Origin of the sequence: Brevibacillus sp. AF8 (genome assembly GCF_021270385.1) — a bacterium.
GTDB lineage: Bacteria > Bacillota > Bacilli > Brevibacillales > Brevibacillaceae > Brevibacillus.
In genome coordinates this window covers 112636-129968 of the sequence record NZ_JAGQDN010000014.1, presented here as the reverse complement: position 1 = coordinate 129968, position 17333 = coordinate 112636, and the positions used below count along the sequence as shown (strand labels likewise).

The window sequence follows — 17333 nt, the reverse complement described above, 5'->3', positions numbered from 1 at the left end:
ATCTTTTTTGTCTCGTTTTTGGGGCTGGGTGGGCGTTAGAAAAACGGCTTTGAGGGCCGTTTTTGTCTGTTATAGGGCTCTTTGCAAGAGGGTAGATCAACAAGGAGAGGTGCATCCGCTTGGGCGAACGTTCCGGTAAACGAGAATTACCGCTTCTCCCGTTGCGAGGATTGCTTGTTTATCCGACAATGGTACTCCATTTGGACGTTGGACGGGAAAAGTCCATCCGCGCATTGGAGCAAGCCATGGTAGACGATAACAAGATTTTGCTTGCGACACAGGAAGAGGTCCATATAGAAGAGCCAGATGCTGAGCAAATTTACAGTATTGGTACCGTTGCGCGTGTGAAACAAATGCTGAAGCTGCCGAATGGGACAATCCGTGTATTGGTAGAAGGCTTGCAGCGCGCGAAGATCGAGGAGTATCTTCAGCAGGAAGATTATTTCGTCGTGTCGATTACATATTTGCAAGATGAAAAAACAGAGCAAAACGAAGTGGAAGCCTTGATGCGTTCTTTGCTGGGCCACTTTGAGCAGTACATCAAGCTGTCCAAAAAGGTTTCTCCAGAGACGCTAACCTCTGTGCAGGACATTGAGGAACCGGGACGTTTGGCGGATGTGATTGCTTCGCACTTGCCGCTCAAGATGAAGGACAAACAAGAAATTTTGGAGACGACCAACATCAAGGAACGTCTCGAAATTCTTTTGACCATTTTGAACAACGAGCGCGAGGTACTGGAGCTGGAGCGCAAGATCGGCAACCGCGTGAAGAAACAGATGGAGCGCACGCAAAAGGAATATTACCTGCGTGAGCAAATGAAAGCTATCCAAAAAGAGCTGGGCGACAAGGACGGACGCCAGGGCGAAGTAGATGAGCTGCGTGCTCAGCTCGAAAAGTCCGACGCTCCTGAGCGAATCAAAGCGAAGATCGAGAAGGAGCTCGAGCGTCTGGAAAAGATGCCGGCGACTTCTGCGGAAGGCTCGGTTATCCGCACGTATATCGATACCTTGTTTGCGCTGCCGTGGACGAAGACGACAGAGGACAATCTGGACATTCATCATGCGCAGCAAGTACTCGATGAAGATCATTACGGCCTGGATAAACCGAAGGAGCGCGTTTTGGAGTATTTGGCAGTACAAAAGCTGGTAAACTCCATGCGTGGACCAATCCTTTGTCTGGTAGGTCCTCCGGGTGTCGGAAAAACATCTCTGGCCCGTTCCGTAGCGCGTGCAATCGGGCGTGAATTCGTTCGCATTTCCTTGGGTGGAGTACGCGATGAAGCAGAAATTCGCGGTCACCGCCGCACGTATGTAGGTGCTCTCCCAGGACGAATCATCCAAGGAATGAAGCAAGCCGGTACGATTAATCCTGTCTTTTTGCTGGATGAGATCGACAAGCTCGCATCCGATTTCCGCGGAGACCCTGCGTCTGCCCTGCTCGAAGTACTCGATCCAAATCAAAATGATAAATTCAGTGACCACTATATCGAAGAGACCTATGATTTGACGAACGTGATGTTTATTACGACTGCAAACAGTCTCGATACGATTCCACGTCCGCTTTTGGACCGGATGGAAGTCATCTCGATTTCCAGCTATACCGAACTGGAAAAGCTGAACATTTTGCGTGATTACCTCCTGCCGAAGCAAATGCAGGATCACGGTCTGGGCAAAGATAAGTTGAAAATGAACGACGATGCGATGCTGAAGCTCGTTCGTTTGTACACGCGGGAAGCGGGGGTTCGTAACCTCAATCGCGAAGCAGCCAACGTATGCCGCAAAGCTGCCAAGCTGATTGTGGGCGGTGAGAAGAAGCGAGTCGTGGTTACAGCCAAGACGTTGGAGACACTGCTCGGCAAACCGCGCTACCGCTATGGACTGGCGGAGAAAAAAGATCAAGTCGGCTCCGTTACAGGTCTGGCTTGGACACAGGCAGGCGGCGATACGCTGAATGTAGAAGTCAGCATTTTGCCTGGAAAAGGAAAGCTCACCCTGACAGGAAAACTGGGTGACGTCATGAAGGAATCTGCGCAGGCTGCATTCAGCTATATTCGCTCCCGTGCAGATCAGTGGGGAATTGATCCTTCCTTCCACGAGAAGAATGACATCCACATCCACTTTCCAGAAGGGGCGATTCCAAAAGACGGTCCGTCTGCTGGGATTACTATGGCAACCGCACTCGTATCCGCCCTCACGAAAATCCCTGTGAAAAAAGAAGTGGGGATGACCGGGGAGATTACGTTGCGAGGTCGGGTTCTGCCAATTGGCGGGCTGAAAGAAAAATGCATGTCTGCTCACCGTGCAGGTTTAACCACGATCATTTTGCCAAAAGACAACGAGAAGGATATCGAGGATATTCCGGAGAGCGTACGTGGTGAACTGACATTCTATCCAGTTGATCATTTAGATGAAGTGCTGCGTCACGCGCTAACTAAACAGCCAGTAGGTGACAAAGCATGAAAGTAACATCAGCAGAGTTTATTATCAGCGCGGTTGGACCGAAGCAGTATCCGACGGATGGCCTCCATGAGATCGCGCTGGTAGGACGCTCGAACGTAGGAAAATCATCATTGCTCAATAAAATGATGAATCGCAAAGGGCTAGCCCGGATCAGTTCTCGTCCGGGTAAAACCCAGACATTGAACTATTTCCGTGTCAATCAAATGCTCTACTTCGTTGACTTCCCGGGTTATGGGTATGCAAAGGTAGCGAAGACGATCAAGGAACAATGGGGAAAAATGATCGAGGGCTATTTGAAAAACCGGAAAGAGCTTCGTTTCATTATTCAACTGGTTGATATTCGCCATGCTCCGAGTAAAGACGATATTGCGATGTACGACTGGTGCAAGCAAATCGGGATTCCTACCGTAGTCGTAGCGACGAAAGGTGATAAAATCGCTCGCGGGCGTTGGATGCAGCATACGAAGGTCATCCGTCAAAGCCTGAATTTGCGCGGGGATGATACGATCATTGTATTTTCCTCGGAGACAGGTCAGGGCAAGGATGAACTGTGGGCAGAAATCATGCGTCGTATCCGTGCTGGAGAGGAAATGGCTAGGGAGACGGCTGCTATGGATGAAGAGACTGCTCCAGCCAATGAGTAATTCTTAGACCCAATTCGTCGTGGGGAAGGGAGCATCTGAGTGAGCGGGAGTGCTTGCTTTGCTGTACGTGGTGTGATCGAAGGTTTCTATGGAACACCTTGGACACATGAAGAGCGGCTGGATATGATCGACTTTTTGCACCGATATGATTACAACGCGTATTTCTATGCTCCCAAAGATGACGAGTATCTGCGGGAACGCTGGATGGAGCCGCTTCCTGAGAAAGCCAATCAACAGTTAGATGAGCTGATCCAGCGGGCAAAGGCTCATAACATGCAGTTTATTTATTGTCTGGGTCCTGGACTTAGCATGGAATATACGAATTGTCAGCACTTGGAGCTGTTGGGCAGGAAGTATCGGGATTTGTATGATCGTGGTGTGCGTTACTTTGCGCTATTGTTCGATGATATCCCCATGCACCTGTTGCATGACAAGGATGTAGCCGAGTTTGCCCATTTGGCGGAAGCGCATGCCCATACGACGCTTTACGTGTGGGATTTGATACGCAGTTGGGGCGATCCAGTCAAGCTGGTTGTCTGTCCTACGCAATACAATGGGATTGGAAAAGAAGCGTACATCATGTACCTCGGTCAGCATTTGCCGCCAGAAATCGATTTGTTCTGGACGGGACGATTCGTCTGTTCGCCCTATCTGACGGACGGCGATGCGATTCGTTTCCAAGAGTACACGGGTCATCAACCATTTTATTGGGACAACTACCCGGTGAATGATTTGGCCATGGCGAACGAACTACATATCGGTCCATTGCGTCACCGTGACCCTGACCTGTGGCAATACGCGGCAGGTTATGTGGCGAATGCGATGTCCAGACCAGAATGCTCGAAGATTCCTTTGATTACGACGGCAGCTTATTTGCGAGATCCGATCGGCTACGATCCTGATACAGTATGGAAACAAGCGGTCGAGGAAGTAGCGGGACAAAAGGATGCGGATGCTTTCTTCACCTTTGCGGATAACGTGCAAAGCTCGTTTTTATGTGAGGTGGAATCGCCGCGATTGCTGGAAGCGATCCTGACCTTCCGCTTTCATTTTTTGCAGGGAGATCGGCAAAAAGCCATTGCCGACTTGACTGCTCTTTTCCAGAAGATGGAGGCGGCGGCTGACAAGCTGTTGGCAGGGATGACGAATGGGAAGCTTGCAGAAGAAACGAGGCCATGGTTGGAGAAGTTCCATCTGTGGACCAAAGTCGGTCTTTCGGCAGTCGCTCTCATCGATCATGGGACAAGAGGAAGACTTCCACAAGCAGCCTATCACTTGCTCCGGCTCAAACAGTGGCTCAAACGAACGGAGCGTTACCCGCAAGAAGTGTGCGGACCGGTCATGCAGCTTTTTGTGGATGCGGTAATGCTAGAGGTTAAGAAGAGCTCATAAAAAAAGTTCCTTTCCCGAAGGGGTGAAGGAACTTTTTTTGCTTTTCGCATCAGGCGGATTCACGCCCGTCATTGGGTTTTCTCTGACGGAAATTCCGCAACCATTCTTGAATCGGCAGTTCTGCGAGAATCATGCCGGTGAAAATCAGGAGACATCCGGTTAACTGTCTTCCACTCAGTACTTCATGAATAAAGACGTAGGAGGTGAGGGCTGCAAATACAGGCTCCAAGGCGAAAATGAGAGCGACCCGCGTCGAGCTGGTTTGCTTTTGCAAGGCTGTCTGCGCGAGAAAGGCCAGTGCCGTGGCGAAAATAGAAGTGACGATCAAACCAAAGGCCACCTCGGGTATGAACAAGATCGCCGGATCAAAAGCACGACTCCAATCCTCAAAGAAAAAGGAGTACAGCCAGCTCATTACACCTACCGTGCCTAATTGCGTAATGGCAAGGGGCAAGGCTGCAAAACGAGGTGCGTATTTGCCTGTAGAGACGATTTGCATGGCGAAGCAGATTGCACCGAAGAATATCAGGGCATCACCAAGGTTAAAGGAGAATGACTGGTTCTGCGTCAGCAAATACAAGCCGAATGCTGCCAGAATCACACCGACGATAGCGAATGGTTTGACACGCTCACGCAAGAGCAAAAATGAGAAGAGCGGCACCAATACGACAGATAAGCCAGTGATAAATCCAGCTTTGGACGGCGATGTATACAAAAGTCCTACGGTCTGAAAGGCGTACCCCAAACAGAGCCAAAAACCGAGGATGACGCCGGCACGAAGCAGTGGTCCTCTCCATTCAGAGGTCTGCCCACGATGACGATTGCGGATGAAATAAATGATCAATAAAAATAGCGCAGCAATGGTAAAACGAACAGCGTTAAACGTATTGGGAGGCAGCGATGCGATTGCCTGCTGGACGATCAAAAACGTGGTTCCCCAGATAAAAGCAACGAGGAGCAGCGTTATGTCTGCCATCCATGGTTTTCTCAAAGCTTCTTTCCTCTCCTTTCTGACATTTTCGCAATTTTTCTTCTGCTTCATGTATAGCCGACATCATAAGGTATTCCCGGAAGGAACGCAAGCGGATTATACAGGATATACCCAAAGTGCACTCCGTTAAAAAACTTTTCACAATTACTCCTATCCGATTCGGGACATAATGATATAATAATAGTGCATTTTACATATGCCGCTAACAGGTTTGTTATTCTGGGAGGACATTATGGATATTCTTTTGCTGGGTTTAAACTATAAAACAGCTCCTGTCGAAATTCGCGAAAAGTTTACATTCAGCGACGATGGGACAGCACGCGCTCTTCATCTACTCTCCCAGACGAAGAGTATCGCAGAATGTATCATCCTGGGGACGTGCAACCGGACGGAAATTTACGTCGTTTGCGACCAGGCAAATATAGGCCGAGACTATACCCGCCGTTTTTTGGCTGAATGGTTCGGCGTGGAGAAAGAACAATTTAAGGATCATCTCTATATAAAAGAGAACGAACAGGCAATCGAGCACTTGTTCCGCGTCTCTTCCGGTCTTGATTCGATGGTAATGGGAGAAACACAAATCCTCGGACAAGTCCGGGATGCGTTTCTGTTGGGGCAGGAGCATCAAACGACAGGGACTGTCTTCAACACCTTATTCAAGCAAGCGATTACGTTTGCCAAGCGTGCCCATACAGAGACAGCGATTGGACAAAATGCGGTTTCTGTCAGCTACGCTGCTGTCGAACTGGGGAAAAAGATCTTCGGTTCCTTTGCAGGGAAGTCTGTCCTGATCGTCGGAGCGGGCAAAATGAGCGAGCTGACCGCCAAGCATCTGCACGCAAATGGATCGGAACGCGTCATGGTTGCGAATCGTACATTGGAGCGAGCGCAGCTTTTGGCAGAGAAGTTCAAGGGTGACTCCTGTACGATGGAGCAGCTGCCTGAGGCACTGCTCACAGCAGACATCGTCATCAGCTCGACCGGAGCGACAGGTTATGTTCTTGGCAAAAAAGAACTGGCTCCGATCATGAAACAACGAAAGCATCGTCCGTTGTTCATGGTGGATATCGCAGTTCCTCGCGATCTAAATCCTGACTTGCATGATCTCGATAACGTATTTTTATATGATATTGACGATCTGGAAGGCATCGTTGCGAGTAACGTTGCGGAACGTTCTCGTGAAGCGGAACGTCTGGATGTCATGATTCAAGAAGAGATCGTGGCTTTCACGACCTGGTACCAGACGCTTGGCGTGGCGCCATTGATCGCTGCACTGCGTGACAAGGCAAACACGATCCAAAGCGAAGCGATGCGAAAAATCGAAAACAAGCTGCCGAGCCTGTCTGAGCGGGAGATGCACATCATCCGCAAGACAACCAAGGGCATTGTCAATCAACTGTTGCACGATCCGGTCGTGCGTTTAAAAGAAATGGCAGCTACCAAAGATGGGGAAGAAGTACTGGATATTTTCGAGAAAATGTTTGCGTTGGAGGAGATCCTGGAGCGAAAAGAACAGGAAGCAATCTGGGCTAACGATAAAAATAAACAGACATCTTCTTCTCGGGAGCAAGTATTGGTTTCCCGGTTCCCTGACTAAGCTGACCTGACAATCTATCTGCTACTAGAGGTTGTTCAAAAAGTCGTCTTTTGATCACGAAGTAGCTCCGAAAGCTAATTCGACATCGAATATGGCGTTCACCTCCGAAGTCCGGTGCTCATGTAGATTACCTACACTGCGCTCCTCCTTCGTTCGGTTCTCGCCATCTTCTCGGTGCTAAAAAGCCGACTTTTTGAACACGCACTGTTAGAAACCGATTGGGAAAGTGGGGGAGAGAGTGCATGGCCGAGGTGAGATGGATCTACGACTTGACGATCTTTCTCTACGCTGCAAGTGTTCTCTTCTATTTTAACGACTTCTTGCAAAGCAACCGGAAAGTCAATCGTCTGGCTTTCGGGTTGCTTGTTGTCGTTTGGGCCTTGCAAACCGCATTTTTTGTCTCGCAAGCAGTCATGAAGGGGTATTTTCCAGTCATTACGCTGTTTGAGACGCTCTTTTTTTATTCATGGGTGCTGGTAGGCCTGTCGCTTGCCATTCACTATTTTTTTCGGATTGATTTGCTGGTTTTTTTTACCAATATTATCGGGTTTGTCGTGCTCGTCATGTCAATGTTTTTACCAGAAACGCCGATTGAGGCTGTATCGAGCATTTTGACCTCTGAGCTATTGCTGACGCATGTGACACTGGCCATGTTCAGCTACGGGGCGTTCTCGCTCTCGATGATCTTCTCGGCCATGTACTTGCTCCAGCACAAAATGCTCAAGGGAAGACGGTGGTCACCGTTGCTCAGGCGTTTGCCTAGCCTCGATCAATTGGAAGGCTACGCGTACCGAATGAACATGCTGGGTGTACCAATGCTCTTGCTTTCGATTGTATTAGGGATCATTTGGGGTAAAATGGTTTTGCCGGAGAAATTTCTGCTAGATTCAAAAGTAGTGCTCTCCGTGCTGGTCGTTGCGATTTATTCGCTGTGGCTGTACCAGCGCTATCGGGATACGATGCAGATGCGCAGACTCGCGCAGTGGAACGTCGTGGCGTTTTTGTTACTGCTTATCAATTTTTTAGGCTTCACTACTTCTACATTTCACGACTGGTGGTAGGAGCTGTTCATCAAGGAGGCTGTCATGGGAAAATGGAATGTGGGAACGCGTCGCAGCAAATTGGCGCTCACTCAAACGAATTGGGTCGTTGATAAACTGAAGGGGTTCGCACCTGAGGCTGATTTTGAATTGCATGAAATCGTGACGAAAGGCGATCGAATCCTCGATGTGACCTTGTCCAAAGTTGGCGGAAAAGGATTGTTTGTCAAAGAAATCGAGCAATCCTTGTTCGATAAGGAAACCGATTTTGCGGTACACAGCTTGAAGGATATGCCTGCTGAATTGCCAGAGGGCTTGGTAATCGGCGCGATTCCGAAGCGAGTTGATCCCAGAGATGTCCTGCTTTCCAAGGACGGCAAGACGTTGGATGAATTACCGCAAGGAGCTTTGGTAGGGACCAGTAGCTTGCGCCGTTCTGCACAGATTCTCGCCTATCGCCCTGATATTCAGATCGAATCTTTGCGTGGAAATATTGATACGCGCATGCGTAAGCTTGCGGAAGGAAATTTTGATGCGATCATCCTTGCTGCGGCTGGACTTGAGCGCGTGAACTTTGAAGGGGAAATCTCGCAGTTCCTGCCTGTTGAAATCAGCTTGCCAGCAGTCGGTCAAGGCGCGCTTGCCATCGAATGCCGAGCAGACGATGAGGAGACACTCGCTCTCTTGAAGCAGTTTGATGACGCACCGACGCGTTTGGCGGTAACGGCAGAGCGCAGCTTCCTGCACAAGCTCCAAGGGGGCTGTCAGGTGCCGATTGGCGCATATGCGACAATTGGTGAGAACGATGAAATTACGTTGACAGGAATGGTTGGCTCCCCAGATGGGAAGCAAATGTTCAAAAACACGGCGACTGGCCAGGATCCGTTAGCGCTGGGCATTCAAGTAGCAGAAGCACTTCTGGCGCAAGGAGCGGGAGACGTACTTGCGGAAGTATTGCGGGAGAATGAGCAATGATTGTCCACGGATCGCACAAGCCGCTGACTGGCAAGTGCATCATGGTCACCCGGGCAAGAAGTCAAGTTCGCGAGCTCGTTGAACAGATCGAGCGGTTGGGTGGAGAAGCATACGCATTTCCCCTGCTAAAAATGATGCCGCCGACGGACACTGCCAAGCTCGACGAAGCCATCACCCAGTTGCCAGCATACGACTGGGTGGTCTTCACGAGTGTGAATGGTGTGGGCTTTTTCATGGAGCGCATGCGCGAGGTCGGGGTAGGCCTTGAAGCGTTCACTGGCAAAATTGCTGCGGTTGGTCCGAAGACGGCCAAGGCGCTTGAGCATCACGGGCTCGAAGTAGCTGTCATCCCGTCTGATTACGTCGCGGAGGGCTTGCTGTCGAGCTTGTATGATCAGTTGCTTCCTGGTCAGCGCGTTCTGCTGCCTCGTGCAGATATTGCGCGCAAGACATTGCCAAAGGAGTTGGCTCGCTTGGGGCTTGCTGTGACAGAGGTAGACGTGTATCACACTGTCATTGATGCGGAGCACGCTCCAGAAGCAGCGGAAAAACTACAGCAAGGTCTCATTGATATCATCTTGTTTACCAGCTCTTCAACGGTGACGCATTTCATGGCGGCGATGGAGCCCTATGCATCGTTAGACTCGCTCAAGCACGTTCAGATAGCCTGTATCGGACCAATAACGGCAGATACAGCAAAGCAAAACGGGCTTTCTGTTCATGTGGTAGCAAGTGAGTACACCGTGGAAGGATTACTAGCAGCTATCATAGAGAATCTGGGAGGGAATCGACATGGCACAAACATTTGACCGTCATCGCCGTCTTCGCAAAAGCGCGGCTATGCGCAATCTGGTGCGGGAGAACCACGTACGGGTGGAAGACTTGATTTATCCGTTGTTCGTAGTGGAAGGAACCGGTATTAAGAACGAGATTCCGTCCATGCCAGGCGTATATCAGCTCTCTTTGGACAAACTGGCCGAAGAGATGAAAGAAATCGTAGCTCTGGGAATTCAAGCTGTTCTGATGTTTGGGGTACCAACACATAAAGACGCATGCGGAACAGAGGCGTACAATGATGATGCGATTACCCAGCAGGCGATGCGTCTGATCAAGGAAGCCCATCCGGAAATGATCGTGATTGCCGATACATGCCTGTGTGAATACACCGATCATGGTCACTGTGGTGTCATTCACGAAGGTGAAGTTGTGAATGATGAAACCTTGAAGCTTTTGGGTCAGACTGCCGTTTCCCAAGCAAAAGCTGGAGCAGATATTATTGCACCTTCCAACATGATGGACGGTTTCGTGATTGCAATCCGTGAAGCTTTGGACGAGGCTGGTTTTGAGCACATTCCGATCATGTCCTATGCGGTGAAATACGCTTCTGCCTTCTACGGGCCGTTCCGCGATGCGGCAGGCTCCACTCCACAATTCGGAGATCGCAAAAGCTACCAGATGGACGCGGCCAATGCACGTGAAGGTCTACGCGAGGCAGCTTCCGATGTAAAAGAAGGCGCGGACTTCTTGATCGTCAAGCCAGGTCTTGCCTTCATGGACATGGTTCTTCGTCTGCGTGAGAACTTCAACCTGCCGATCGTGGCTTACAATGTGAGTGCCGAGTATTCCATGGTAAAAGCGGCAGCTTTGAATGGCTGGATCGATGAAGAGCGTATCGTTATGGAAACATTGGTTGGCTTCAAACGCGCAGGTGCAGATATGATCATTACGTACCATGCAAAAGATGTTGCAAAATGGCTGGCGAGGTGAGCACGAGATGAATAGAGAAAAATCTACTCAGTTATTTGCAGAAGCACAGCATTACATACCAGGCGGAGTAAACAGTCCGGTTCGTGCGTTTAAGAGCGTGGGAGGCAATCCTGTTTACATCGCAAAAGGAGAAGGCTCCCGCATTTTTGATGTAGATGGAAACAGCTACATTGACTACATCGGCTCGTGGGGTCCATTGATCTTGGGTCATGCGCATCCGCGTGTCCTTGCAGCGATTACGGAAGTAGCTGCGCTTGGAACCAGCTTTGGTGCACCGACTGAGCGGGAAACAGAAATGGCAAAGCTCGTTTGTGAGATCGTGCCATCTGTCGAAGTCGTGCGCATGGTGAACTCCGGTACAGAGGCGACGATGAGCGCTCTGCGCCTCGCGCGGGGCTATACCCGACGCAACAAAATCATGAAGTTCGAAGGCTGCTACCACGGTCATGCCGATAGCCTGTTGATCAAAGCTGGTTCCGGTGTGGCTACATTAGGACTTCCAGACAGCCCAGGCGTACCAGAAGGAACAGCACACAACACGATTACGGTTCCTTACAATGATCTGGAAAGCGTCAAACTGGCATTTGAAGCGTTTGGGGATGATCTGGCAGCAGTTATTGTGGAGCCAATCGGCGGCAACATGGGGGTTGTTCCTCCACAGCCAGGCTTCCTCGAAGGGCTTCGTGAAATTACGGAGAAACATGGGACACTGCTCATTTTCGATGAAGTCATGACTGGCTTCCGTGTAGCATTGGGCGGTGCACAAGAGCTGTACGGCATTACTCCGGATTTGACAACGATGGGGAAAGTCATCGGCGGTGGATTGCCAGTAGGTGCATACGGCGGCAAACGGGAGATCATGCAACAAGTGGCTCCTGCAGGGCCAATCTATCAGGCAGGGACGCTGTCAGGAAATCCTTTGGCGATGGCTGCTGGTTTGACTACGTTGCAAGAGCTCAGCAAACCAGGCGCTTACGAGCGCTTGGAGAAGATGTCCGCCCGTTTGGCTGAAGGCTTGGCTGACAATGCCAAGAAGCTGGGCATTCCGCACACGCTCAATCGCGTAGGCTCCATGGTTTGCCTGTTCTTCACAGAGACGCCGGTGATCAACTATGAAACAGCGAAAACATCCGATCTGGAGCGTTTCTCGACATACTTTAGCTATCTGCTGGAGGAAGGCGTCATGATCCCGCCATCCCAGTTTGAGGGTATGTTCGTTTCTTTGGCTCATACGGATGAAGATATCGAACGGACGATTGAAGCAAGCTACCAAGCGATGAAAAAAGCGTTTGAATAAAGAATGAAAAGAAGAAAGCACTTCCTTGCTGATGCGGGAGGTGCTTTTTTTGACTTTGAGCAGGATTTTTCTATCTCCTGTCAAAATACGAAGGAAAATGCCGATGAATGAGGTGGAGAGAGATGGAAGGGACGATTGTTCACGTACCGCAAAAACATCTGATTGGGCTTAGCTTCTCCGGTTCTTTTCCGATGCTTGTCGAATACATGCCCAAACTATGGGAGACTTTTTTGAAGCGTCAGGATGAGATTCCTCTCGTGGTTTCACCAGATATACGTTACGACATCAGCGACGAGAATCGGACGTACCAAATGTATACCGAGTACATTGTGGTAGAGGTAGAGCGTTTTGAGCATATCCCTGAGGGCATGGTGGGGTTCACCATCCCAGCGAAGAAATACGCTCGTTTTACTCACACAGGACCGATGGAACAGGTTCAAAACACATACCACAGTCTGTTTGGCTGGCTCAACGAGAATGGACATCAAGTGGACGACCAAGCTCTTCGCATGGAGCGCTACGACCAGCGGTACCTTCCAACTGTGCATGAGTCTGCTCGGGTCGACAATGCCTATGAAATTTTTATTCCGCTTCGGTAAAAAACAAGAAAACAACACCTGCATTGCACGAGCAAGAGGTGTTGTTTTTGATGTCAATCCATTTGCTTGTCCAAGAAGCGTGATAGTTCACCCATGACAGACTGAAGCACTTGAAGGGAATCATCGACGTAGAGATCAACATCGAGGGAGTGCTTGGCGTTTTGCGGGAGATGGAGCTGGATGTTCGGTTTGGATGTGGCAAGCTGATCAACCACACCCTGGTTGTAGTAATGGTCGGCAGTGCCTGAGACGAGAAATACCTGTTGGGTAAGATTCAGCAATTCCGTATGGAACACATCCTCAGTCAGCAATGGAGTCAACAGGATAGCCGATGAACGGGCAAAACGAGATTCCTTGAGCAATCCGCTTGTTATCGGCACCGTACCGAGTGACTTCCCGAGGAAGAAAACTCGTTCATACTCGTGAACATCCAGCGCACGTGAAACAACGGTTTGCATCTCCTCGCTGATCCAAGCACTTCGCTCACCGAATGAGCAATTCCAAAAATCCGTATTGTCTCGTCCATACTCTGCGTGTACATGGACGAGATCGATCTGTTTGCTCAAAAAAATCATGGTAGAATAATACAGATAAGGTCTGTCGAACGAATAGCTGGCTCCGGGAAAGAAAAAACAGACGAAGCGAGATGGCGTCTGATTTGCCTGAATGTGCGTGTACGTCATTTCTCTGCCGTCCCTGACGATCACAGAGCCTGTTTTTGGGTATACCATCTACTAGCTGCACCTCTTTCATGTTCTTCGGAACAGGGGTATTTTCCAATCGTAAGGGCTAGTAGCATTTGTTGACAAGAAGTAAACAAACGATAAAGGAGCATGATTCGATGAAAAAGGAAGTCCAACTGAGTAACGGCATCAAAATAGCTTACGTAGAAGAAGGAACGGGGGAGTCTCTTTTTTTGATCCACGGCTTTTGCGGGAGCTCATCTTACTGGCACAAACTAGTGCCACTCCTGTCAAAAACGCATCGTGTCATTGCGATCGATTTGCGTGGTCATGGAGACAGCTCGGCCCCTGATGAACCGTATTCGATGGAGCGCTTTGCAGACGATCTGTCTTTGTTTGTAGATGAGCTGGGGGTAGCGAAGATTCATCTGTTTGGACATTCGCTCGGTGGCTATGTGACCTTGGCATTTGCCAATCAATACGCGGACAAGCTGGCGAGCTTTGGTTTGATTCATTCGACGCCATATCCGGATGACGACGCTGCAAAGGCCAATCGGGATAAAGGCGCAGACAACATCCGCCAAAATGGAATGGAGCCGTTTATCAAAGCGCTCGTACCGAAGCTGTTCGCACCTTCCCATATCGATACGATGAGAGAAGAAGTCCAGCTGGCAAAAGAGATTGGCTTTGCGACAAGCCCGGTTGGAGCTATTCAAACATTAATCGCCATGCGTGATCGAGCGGATCGCAATCATGTGCTGCAAGAAACAACTTTGCCTGTGCTATTAGTCGCAGGATCAGAGGACCAGATCATTCCTGCTGAAAAAACTTTTACAGTAGATAAAAATAACGTCGAGCAAGTGTTGCTCCCTGATGCAGGGCATATGGGCATGGTAGAGGCACCAGAGAAAATGGCAGAAGCCTTCAAGAGCTTTCTAAACAGAAAGTAAACAAATATCACACCATAGTCCTAGCAAATTTTGCTATAATGAAAACGTTATCCTATTTATTTATACATAGACGAGAGGGGAAATTATCATGAAAAAGGCACGTCGGATTACGATGACGGCGTTTGCATCTATCGTATTTGCATCGCTGATGTCTTCCTCAGCATTTGCAGCACCTTTGCATCCCGTACAGCACGTTGACTGGATGGTGAAAAAGGCAATTGTATCAGCAGGTCAAAATGGCGATCTTGCTTTGGATCGTGCCGTGACTCTCGCCGAAGCTACTGTTGTTTTCTCTAAATTGAAAGTGGCAAAAGTGGGAGCTGCCGCTAAAGGTGCTCATTGGTCCACTCCTTACTTCGACTGGGCGAAGAGCCAAGGTGCTCTCACACAAGAAGATTATAAAAACCCTGCGCAAGCGGTAACATCTGTCAAGCTTACACAAATGGCTGACAAACTGGGCTACAAAGTGAAGCTCGAAAACAAGGCGACTGTAACGCGCGGCGAGTTTTTCCAAGCATTGGGTGATGCGGCTACCACGCATGTAACGATTGCACACACCAACGATACACACGGTCATATTCAAGAAGACAAGAACCAAAAAGAATTCGGCTTTGCCAAAATCGCAACCTTGCTCAAGGAATGGCGTGCAGAGAACGAAAACTTCTTGCTCTTGGATGCTGGTGATACCTTCCAAGGTACCGTTTTCGTGAACCAATTCAAAGGCGAATCTGTTGTTCCGATCCTCAACAGCCTTGACTACAACGTAATGGCAGCAGGTAACCACGAGTTTGACTTCGGTTATGAGCAATTGCTCAAGCTGCGTGATATGCTCGAGCATCCAGTTATCTCAGCTAACGTATTCAAGTCAGATGGAAAAGAATTGCTGCCGCCTGTTTTCAAAGCAGAGATTGGCGGAAAGAAATTCGCCTTTGTTGGTTTCGTAGCGGAAGATACCCCTGTATTGACTCACCCTGACAACGTAAAAGGGCTGACATTCAAAAACCCGGTAGAAGTGGCGAAAGTACTTGTACCTGAGCTGAAAAAAGAAGTAGATCACGTGATTGTTGTTTCCCATATCGGAGTGAACGTAGACCGTGAAATCGCGAAAAACGTTCCTGGCATTGACCTGATCGTTGGTGGTCACTCCCATACTCCGCTGAAAGAACCTGAACTCGTAAACGGCACATACATCGTACAAGACTGGGAGTACGGCAAGTCACTCGGACGCGCTGACCTCTACTACCTCGGAAAAGAACTGGTAGCATTCAGCGGCGGTTTGAAAGAGTACGATGAAGCAGTTGTGGCTGATCCAGATGTAGATAAGATGGTTAAAGAAATCGTGAGCAAGATCGATACGGTCATGAATGTTGTCATTGCGAAATCCGAAGTACCACTCGACGGTGACCGTGCACTGGTACGTACGAAAGAAACAAACGTCGGTAACCTGATCACAGATATCATGCTGGAGCGCACGCAGTCCATCAAAGGCTATGAGGCAGATGTAGCACTTGCTAACGGCGGAGGCATCCGTACACAGCTGCCAGCAGGCGATATCACGAAAAAAGGTCTGTACACGCTCCTGCCATTCGAGAACAATACACTGGCAGTCGTAGAAGTAACAGGCGAAGAGCTGAAGAAAGCCCTCGAAAACGGCGTGAGCAAGGTAGAAGAGGGAGCAGGACGTTTCCCGCAAGTGAGCGGCATGAGCTTCACGTACAACCCATCCAAGCCAGCAGGCGAGCGCGTAGTAGAAGTAAAAGTTGGCGAAAAGCCGCTTGACCTGACCAAAACATATAAATTGGCTACGATTGACTTCCTGGCAGCAGGTGGAGATGGTTACGAATCTTTGAAAAAGCCATTCTTCAACACAGGCCTGTCCATGTACAGCATTGTGGAGGAAGGCCTGATCAAGCGGAAAACTGTCAATCCAAAAGTAGAAGACCGCATTGTTGAGGTAAAATAAGGTTTGACCGGACAGGGGTGGAGAAAAACCTCCCTGTCCGTCTTTTATTATGAAGTACCTTGCAATATATAGTAGCGATTTGGTAAGCTTTTACATGGGTGATATTGATGAACGTACAGTTTAAAAAAGGGGTTCTGGAGCTGTGTGTTCTCGTCTTGACAGCTAAGCAGGACAGATACGGCTACGAACTGGTTGCAAGCATCTCGGAAAAATTCCATATCTCTGAAGGAACGGTTTATCCCTTGCTTCGCCGTTTGACCCAGGAAGGATTTTTTACGACCTATTTGGCGGAATCACAAGAGGGACCCCCGCGGAAATATTACCAGCTGACAAATCGCGGACGTCAATACATGAATGACCTCGTCTTGGAGTGGCGAATATTTAACCGCGGGGTAAATGAGATCATAGAGGAGGGACTCGAATATGACAAGGCGTGAGTTTATGGATGAGTTAAATGCTTTGCTTAGCGCTTTGCCCGATAAAGAACGTTTAGACATTCTTGCCGATTATACAGAGCATTTTCTCTTGGGTATGAATCAAGGGAAGACGGAGCACGAAATCGCGGAAGGATTGGGAAGTCCGAAGCTAGTGGCACGCGAGCTTTTGGCTGGCTACCGAATTGATCAAGCTCAGTCCACCGCATCGGTAGGGAATATGACGAGAGCGATTATCGCGACAATCAGCTTGGGATTTTTCAATCTCGTCTTCGTTTTGGGGCCATTTCTAGGCCTGATCGGCATACTGATGGGGTTGTATGCGATGACTGCGGCGCTTCTGGTTGCGCCAGTTGGAATATTCTTGGATTACGGGATTCCTGCCCCTTCTCAAGAGCGACTTTTCTTGTTGTTCTCCAGCATGGTTTCCGTAGGATTGGGCGGAATGTTTGCCATTGGCTTGCTGCGACTGACGAAATGGCTGTATCGTCAGTTCTTGCGTTATCTCCAGTTCAACGTGAAGATGATCAGGGGGAAATGAG

The 17333-nt window shown here is 49.2% G+C and carries 16 protein-coding genes; 14 read left to right on the top strand and 2 right to left on the bottom strand.

The window, feature by feature from the left end; all coding sequences use genetic code 11:
* Window positions 1-119 precede the first annotated feature (119 nt).
* Genes lon through KB186_RS18435 form a run of 3 tightly spaced genes read left to right on the top strand, consistent with a single transcriptional unit; the run spans window position 120 to window position 4495 of the window.
* Entirely contained in the window at window positions 120-2459 is a 2340-nt protein-coding gene (gene lon, locus KB186_RS18445) for an endopeptidase La (RefSeq protein ID WP_173608508.1), read from the top strand.
* A complete protein-coding gene (gene yihA / locus KB186_RS18440) occupies window positions 2456-3103 on the top strand; it encodes a ribosome biogenesis GTP-binding protein YihA/YsxC (RefSeq protein ID WP_173608507.1) in 648 nt (215 codons plus the stop codon). Before lon ends, yihA begins: the two co-directional genes overlap by 4 nt.
* A 39-nt stretch (window positions 3104-3142) precedes the next feature.
* A complete protein-coding gene (locus KB186_RS18435; RefSeq protein WP_232774119.1) occupies window positions 3143-4495 on the top strand; it encodes a protein O-GlcNAcase in 1353 nt (450 codons plus the stop codon).
* 49 nt (window positions 4496-4544) lie between these two features.
* Here the strand turns inward: KB186_RS18435 and KB186_RS18430 are convergent, their stop codons facing one another.
* On the bottom strand, window positions 4545-5486 hold the full coding sequence (locus tag KB186_RS18430) for a DMT family transporter (protein ID WP_312027551.1): 942 nt from the start codon (window positions 5484-5486) through the stop codon (window positions 4545-4547).
* A 232-nt stretch (window positions 5487-5718) separates the two neighbouring features.
* Between KB186_RS18430 and hemA the strand changes: the two genes are divergently transcribed.
* The 7 genes from hemA (at window position 5719) to KB186_RS18395 (ending at window position 12761) form a co-directional block, all read left to right on the top strand.
* Window positions 5719-7083 (top strand): glutamyl-tRNA reductase, encoded by a 1365-nt coding sequence (gene hemA / locus KB186_RS18425; RefSeq protein WP_173604960.1) that lies wholly within the window; start codon window positions 5719-5721, stop codon window positions 7081-7083.
* A gap of 242 nt (window positions 7084-7325) precedes the next feature.
* Window positions 7326-8144, top strand: a complete 819-nt coding sequence (locus KB186_RS18420) for a cytochrome C assembly family protein (protein ID WP_012685522.1) — start codon at window positions 7326-7328, stop codon at window positions 8142-8144.
* A gap of 24 nt (window positions 8145-8168) precedes the next feature.
* Window positions 8169-9098: a hydroxymethylbilane synthase gene (gene hemC, locus KB186_RS18415; RefSeq protein WP_232774118.1), complete on the top strand. Its 930-nt coding sequence runs from the start codon at window positions 8169-8171 to the stop codon at window positions 9096-9098.
* Window positions 9095-9907, top strand: a complete 813-nt coding sequence (locus KB186_RS18410; protein WP_232774117.1) for a uroporphyrinogen-III synthase — start codon at window positions 9095-9097, stop codon at window positions 9905-9907. Before hemC ends, KB186_RS18410 begins: the two co-directional genes overlap by 4 nt.
* On the top strand, window positions 9891-10865 hold the full coding sequence (gene hemB, locus KB186_RS18405) for a porphobilinogen synthase (RefSeq protein ID WP_016739164.1): 975 nt from the start codon (window positions 9891-9893) through the stop codon (window positions 10863-10865). Before KB186_RS18410 ends, hemB begins: the two co-directional genes overlap by 17 nt.
* A gap of 7 nt (window positions 10866-10872) precedes the next feature.
* The gene (gene hemL, locus KB186_RS18400) at window positions 10873-12162 is read left to right on the top strand and encodes a glutamate-1-semialdehyde 2,1-aminomutase (protein WP_172142938.1); all 1290 of its coding nucleotides are present in this window, start codon (window positions 10873-10875) and stop codon (window positions 12160-12162) included.
* Between the two features lie 122 nt (window positions 12163-12284).
* The gene (locus KB186_RS18395) at window positions 12285-12761 is read left to right on the top strand and encodes a GyrI-like domain-containing protein (protein WP_172142937.1); all 477 of its coding nucleotides are present in this window, start codon (window positions 12285-12287) and stop codon (window positions 12759-12761) included.
* Between the two features lie 53 nt (window positions 12762-12814).
* On the opposite strand, the gene KB186_RS18390 is transcribed toward KB186_RS18395, so the two are convergent.
* Entirely contained in the window at window positions 12815-13492 is a 678-nt protein-coding gene (locus KB186_RS18390; protein ID WP_232774116.1) for an alpha/beta hydrolase, read from the bottom strand.
* Window positions 13493-13602: 110 nt separating this feature from the next.
* Between KB186_RS18390 and KB186_RS18385 the strand changes: the two genes are divergently transcribed.
* The 4 genes from KB186_RS18385 to KB186_RS18370 all read left to right on the top strand — a co-directional run bounded on the left by KB186_RS18385 (window position 13603) and on the right by KB186_RS18370 (window position 17332).
* Window positions 13603-14394: an alpha/beta fold hydrolase gene (locus KB186_RS18385; RefSeq protein ID WP_221869284.1), complete on the top strand. Its 792-nt coding sequence runs from the start codon at window positions 13603-13605 to the stop codon at window positions 14392-14394.
* Window positions 14395-14482: 88 nt separating this feature from the next.
* Window positions 14483-16357 (top strand): bifunctional metallophosphatase/5'-nucleotidase, encoded by a 1875-nt coding sequence (locus tag KB186_RS18380; protein WP_221869285.1) that lies wholly within the window; start codon window positions 14483-14485, stop codon window positions 16355-16357.
* 107 nt (window positions 16358-16464) lie between these two features.
* Window positions 16465-16794 carry a PadR family transcriptional regulator gene (locus tag KB186_RS18375; RefSeq protein WP_173608498.1) on the top strand — a complete coding sequence of 110 codons (330 nt, stop codon included), beginning with the start codon at window positions 16465-16467 and terminating at the stop codon, window positions 16792-16794.
* Window positions 16781-17332: an HAAS signaling domain-containing protein gene (locus KB186_RS18370; protein ID WP_173608497.1), complete on the top strand. Its 552-nt coding sequence runs from the start codon at window positions 16781-16783 to the stop codon at window positions 17330-17332. Before KB186_RS18375 ends, KB186_RS18370 begins: the two co-directional genes overlap by 14 nt.
* Window position 17333 lies beyond the last annotated feature (1 nt).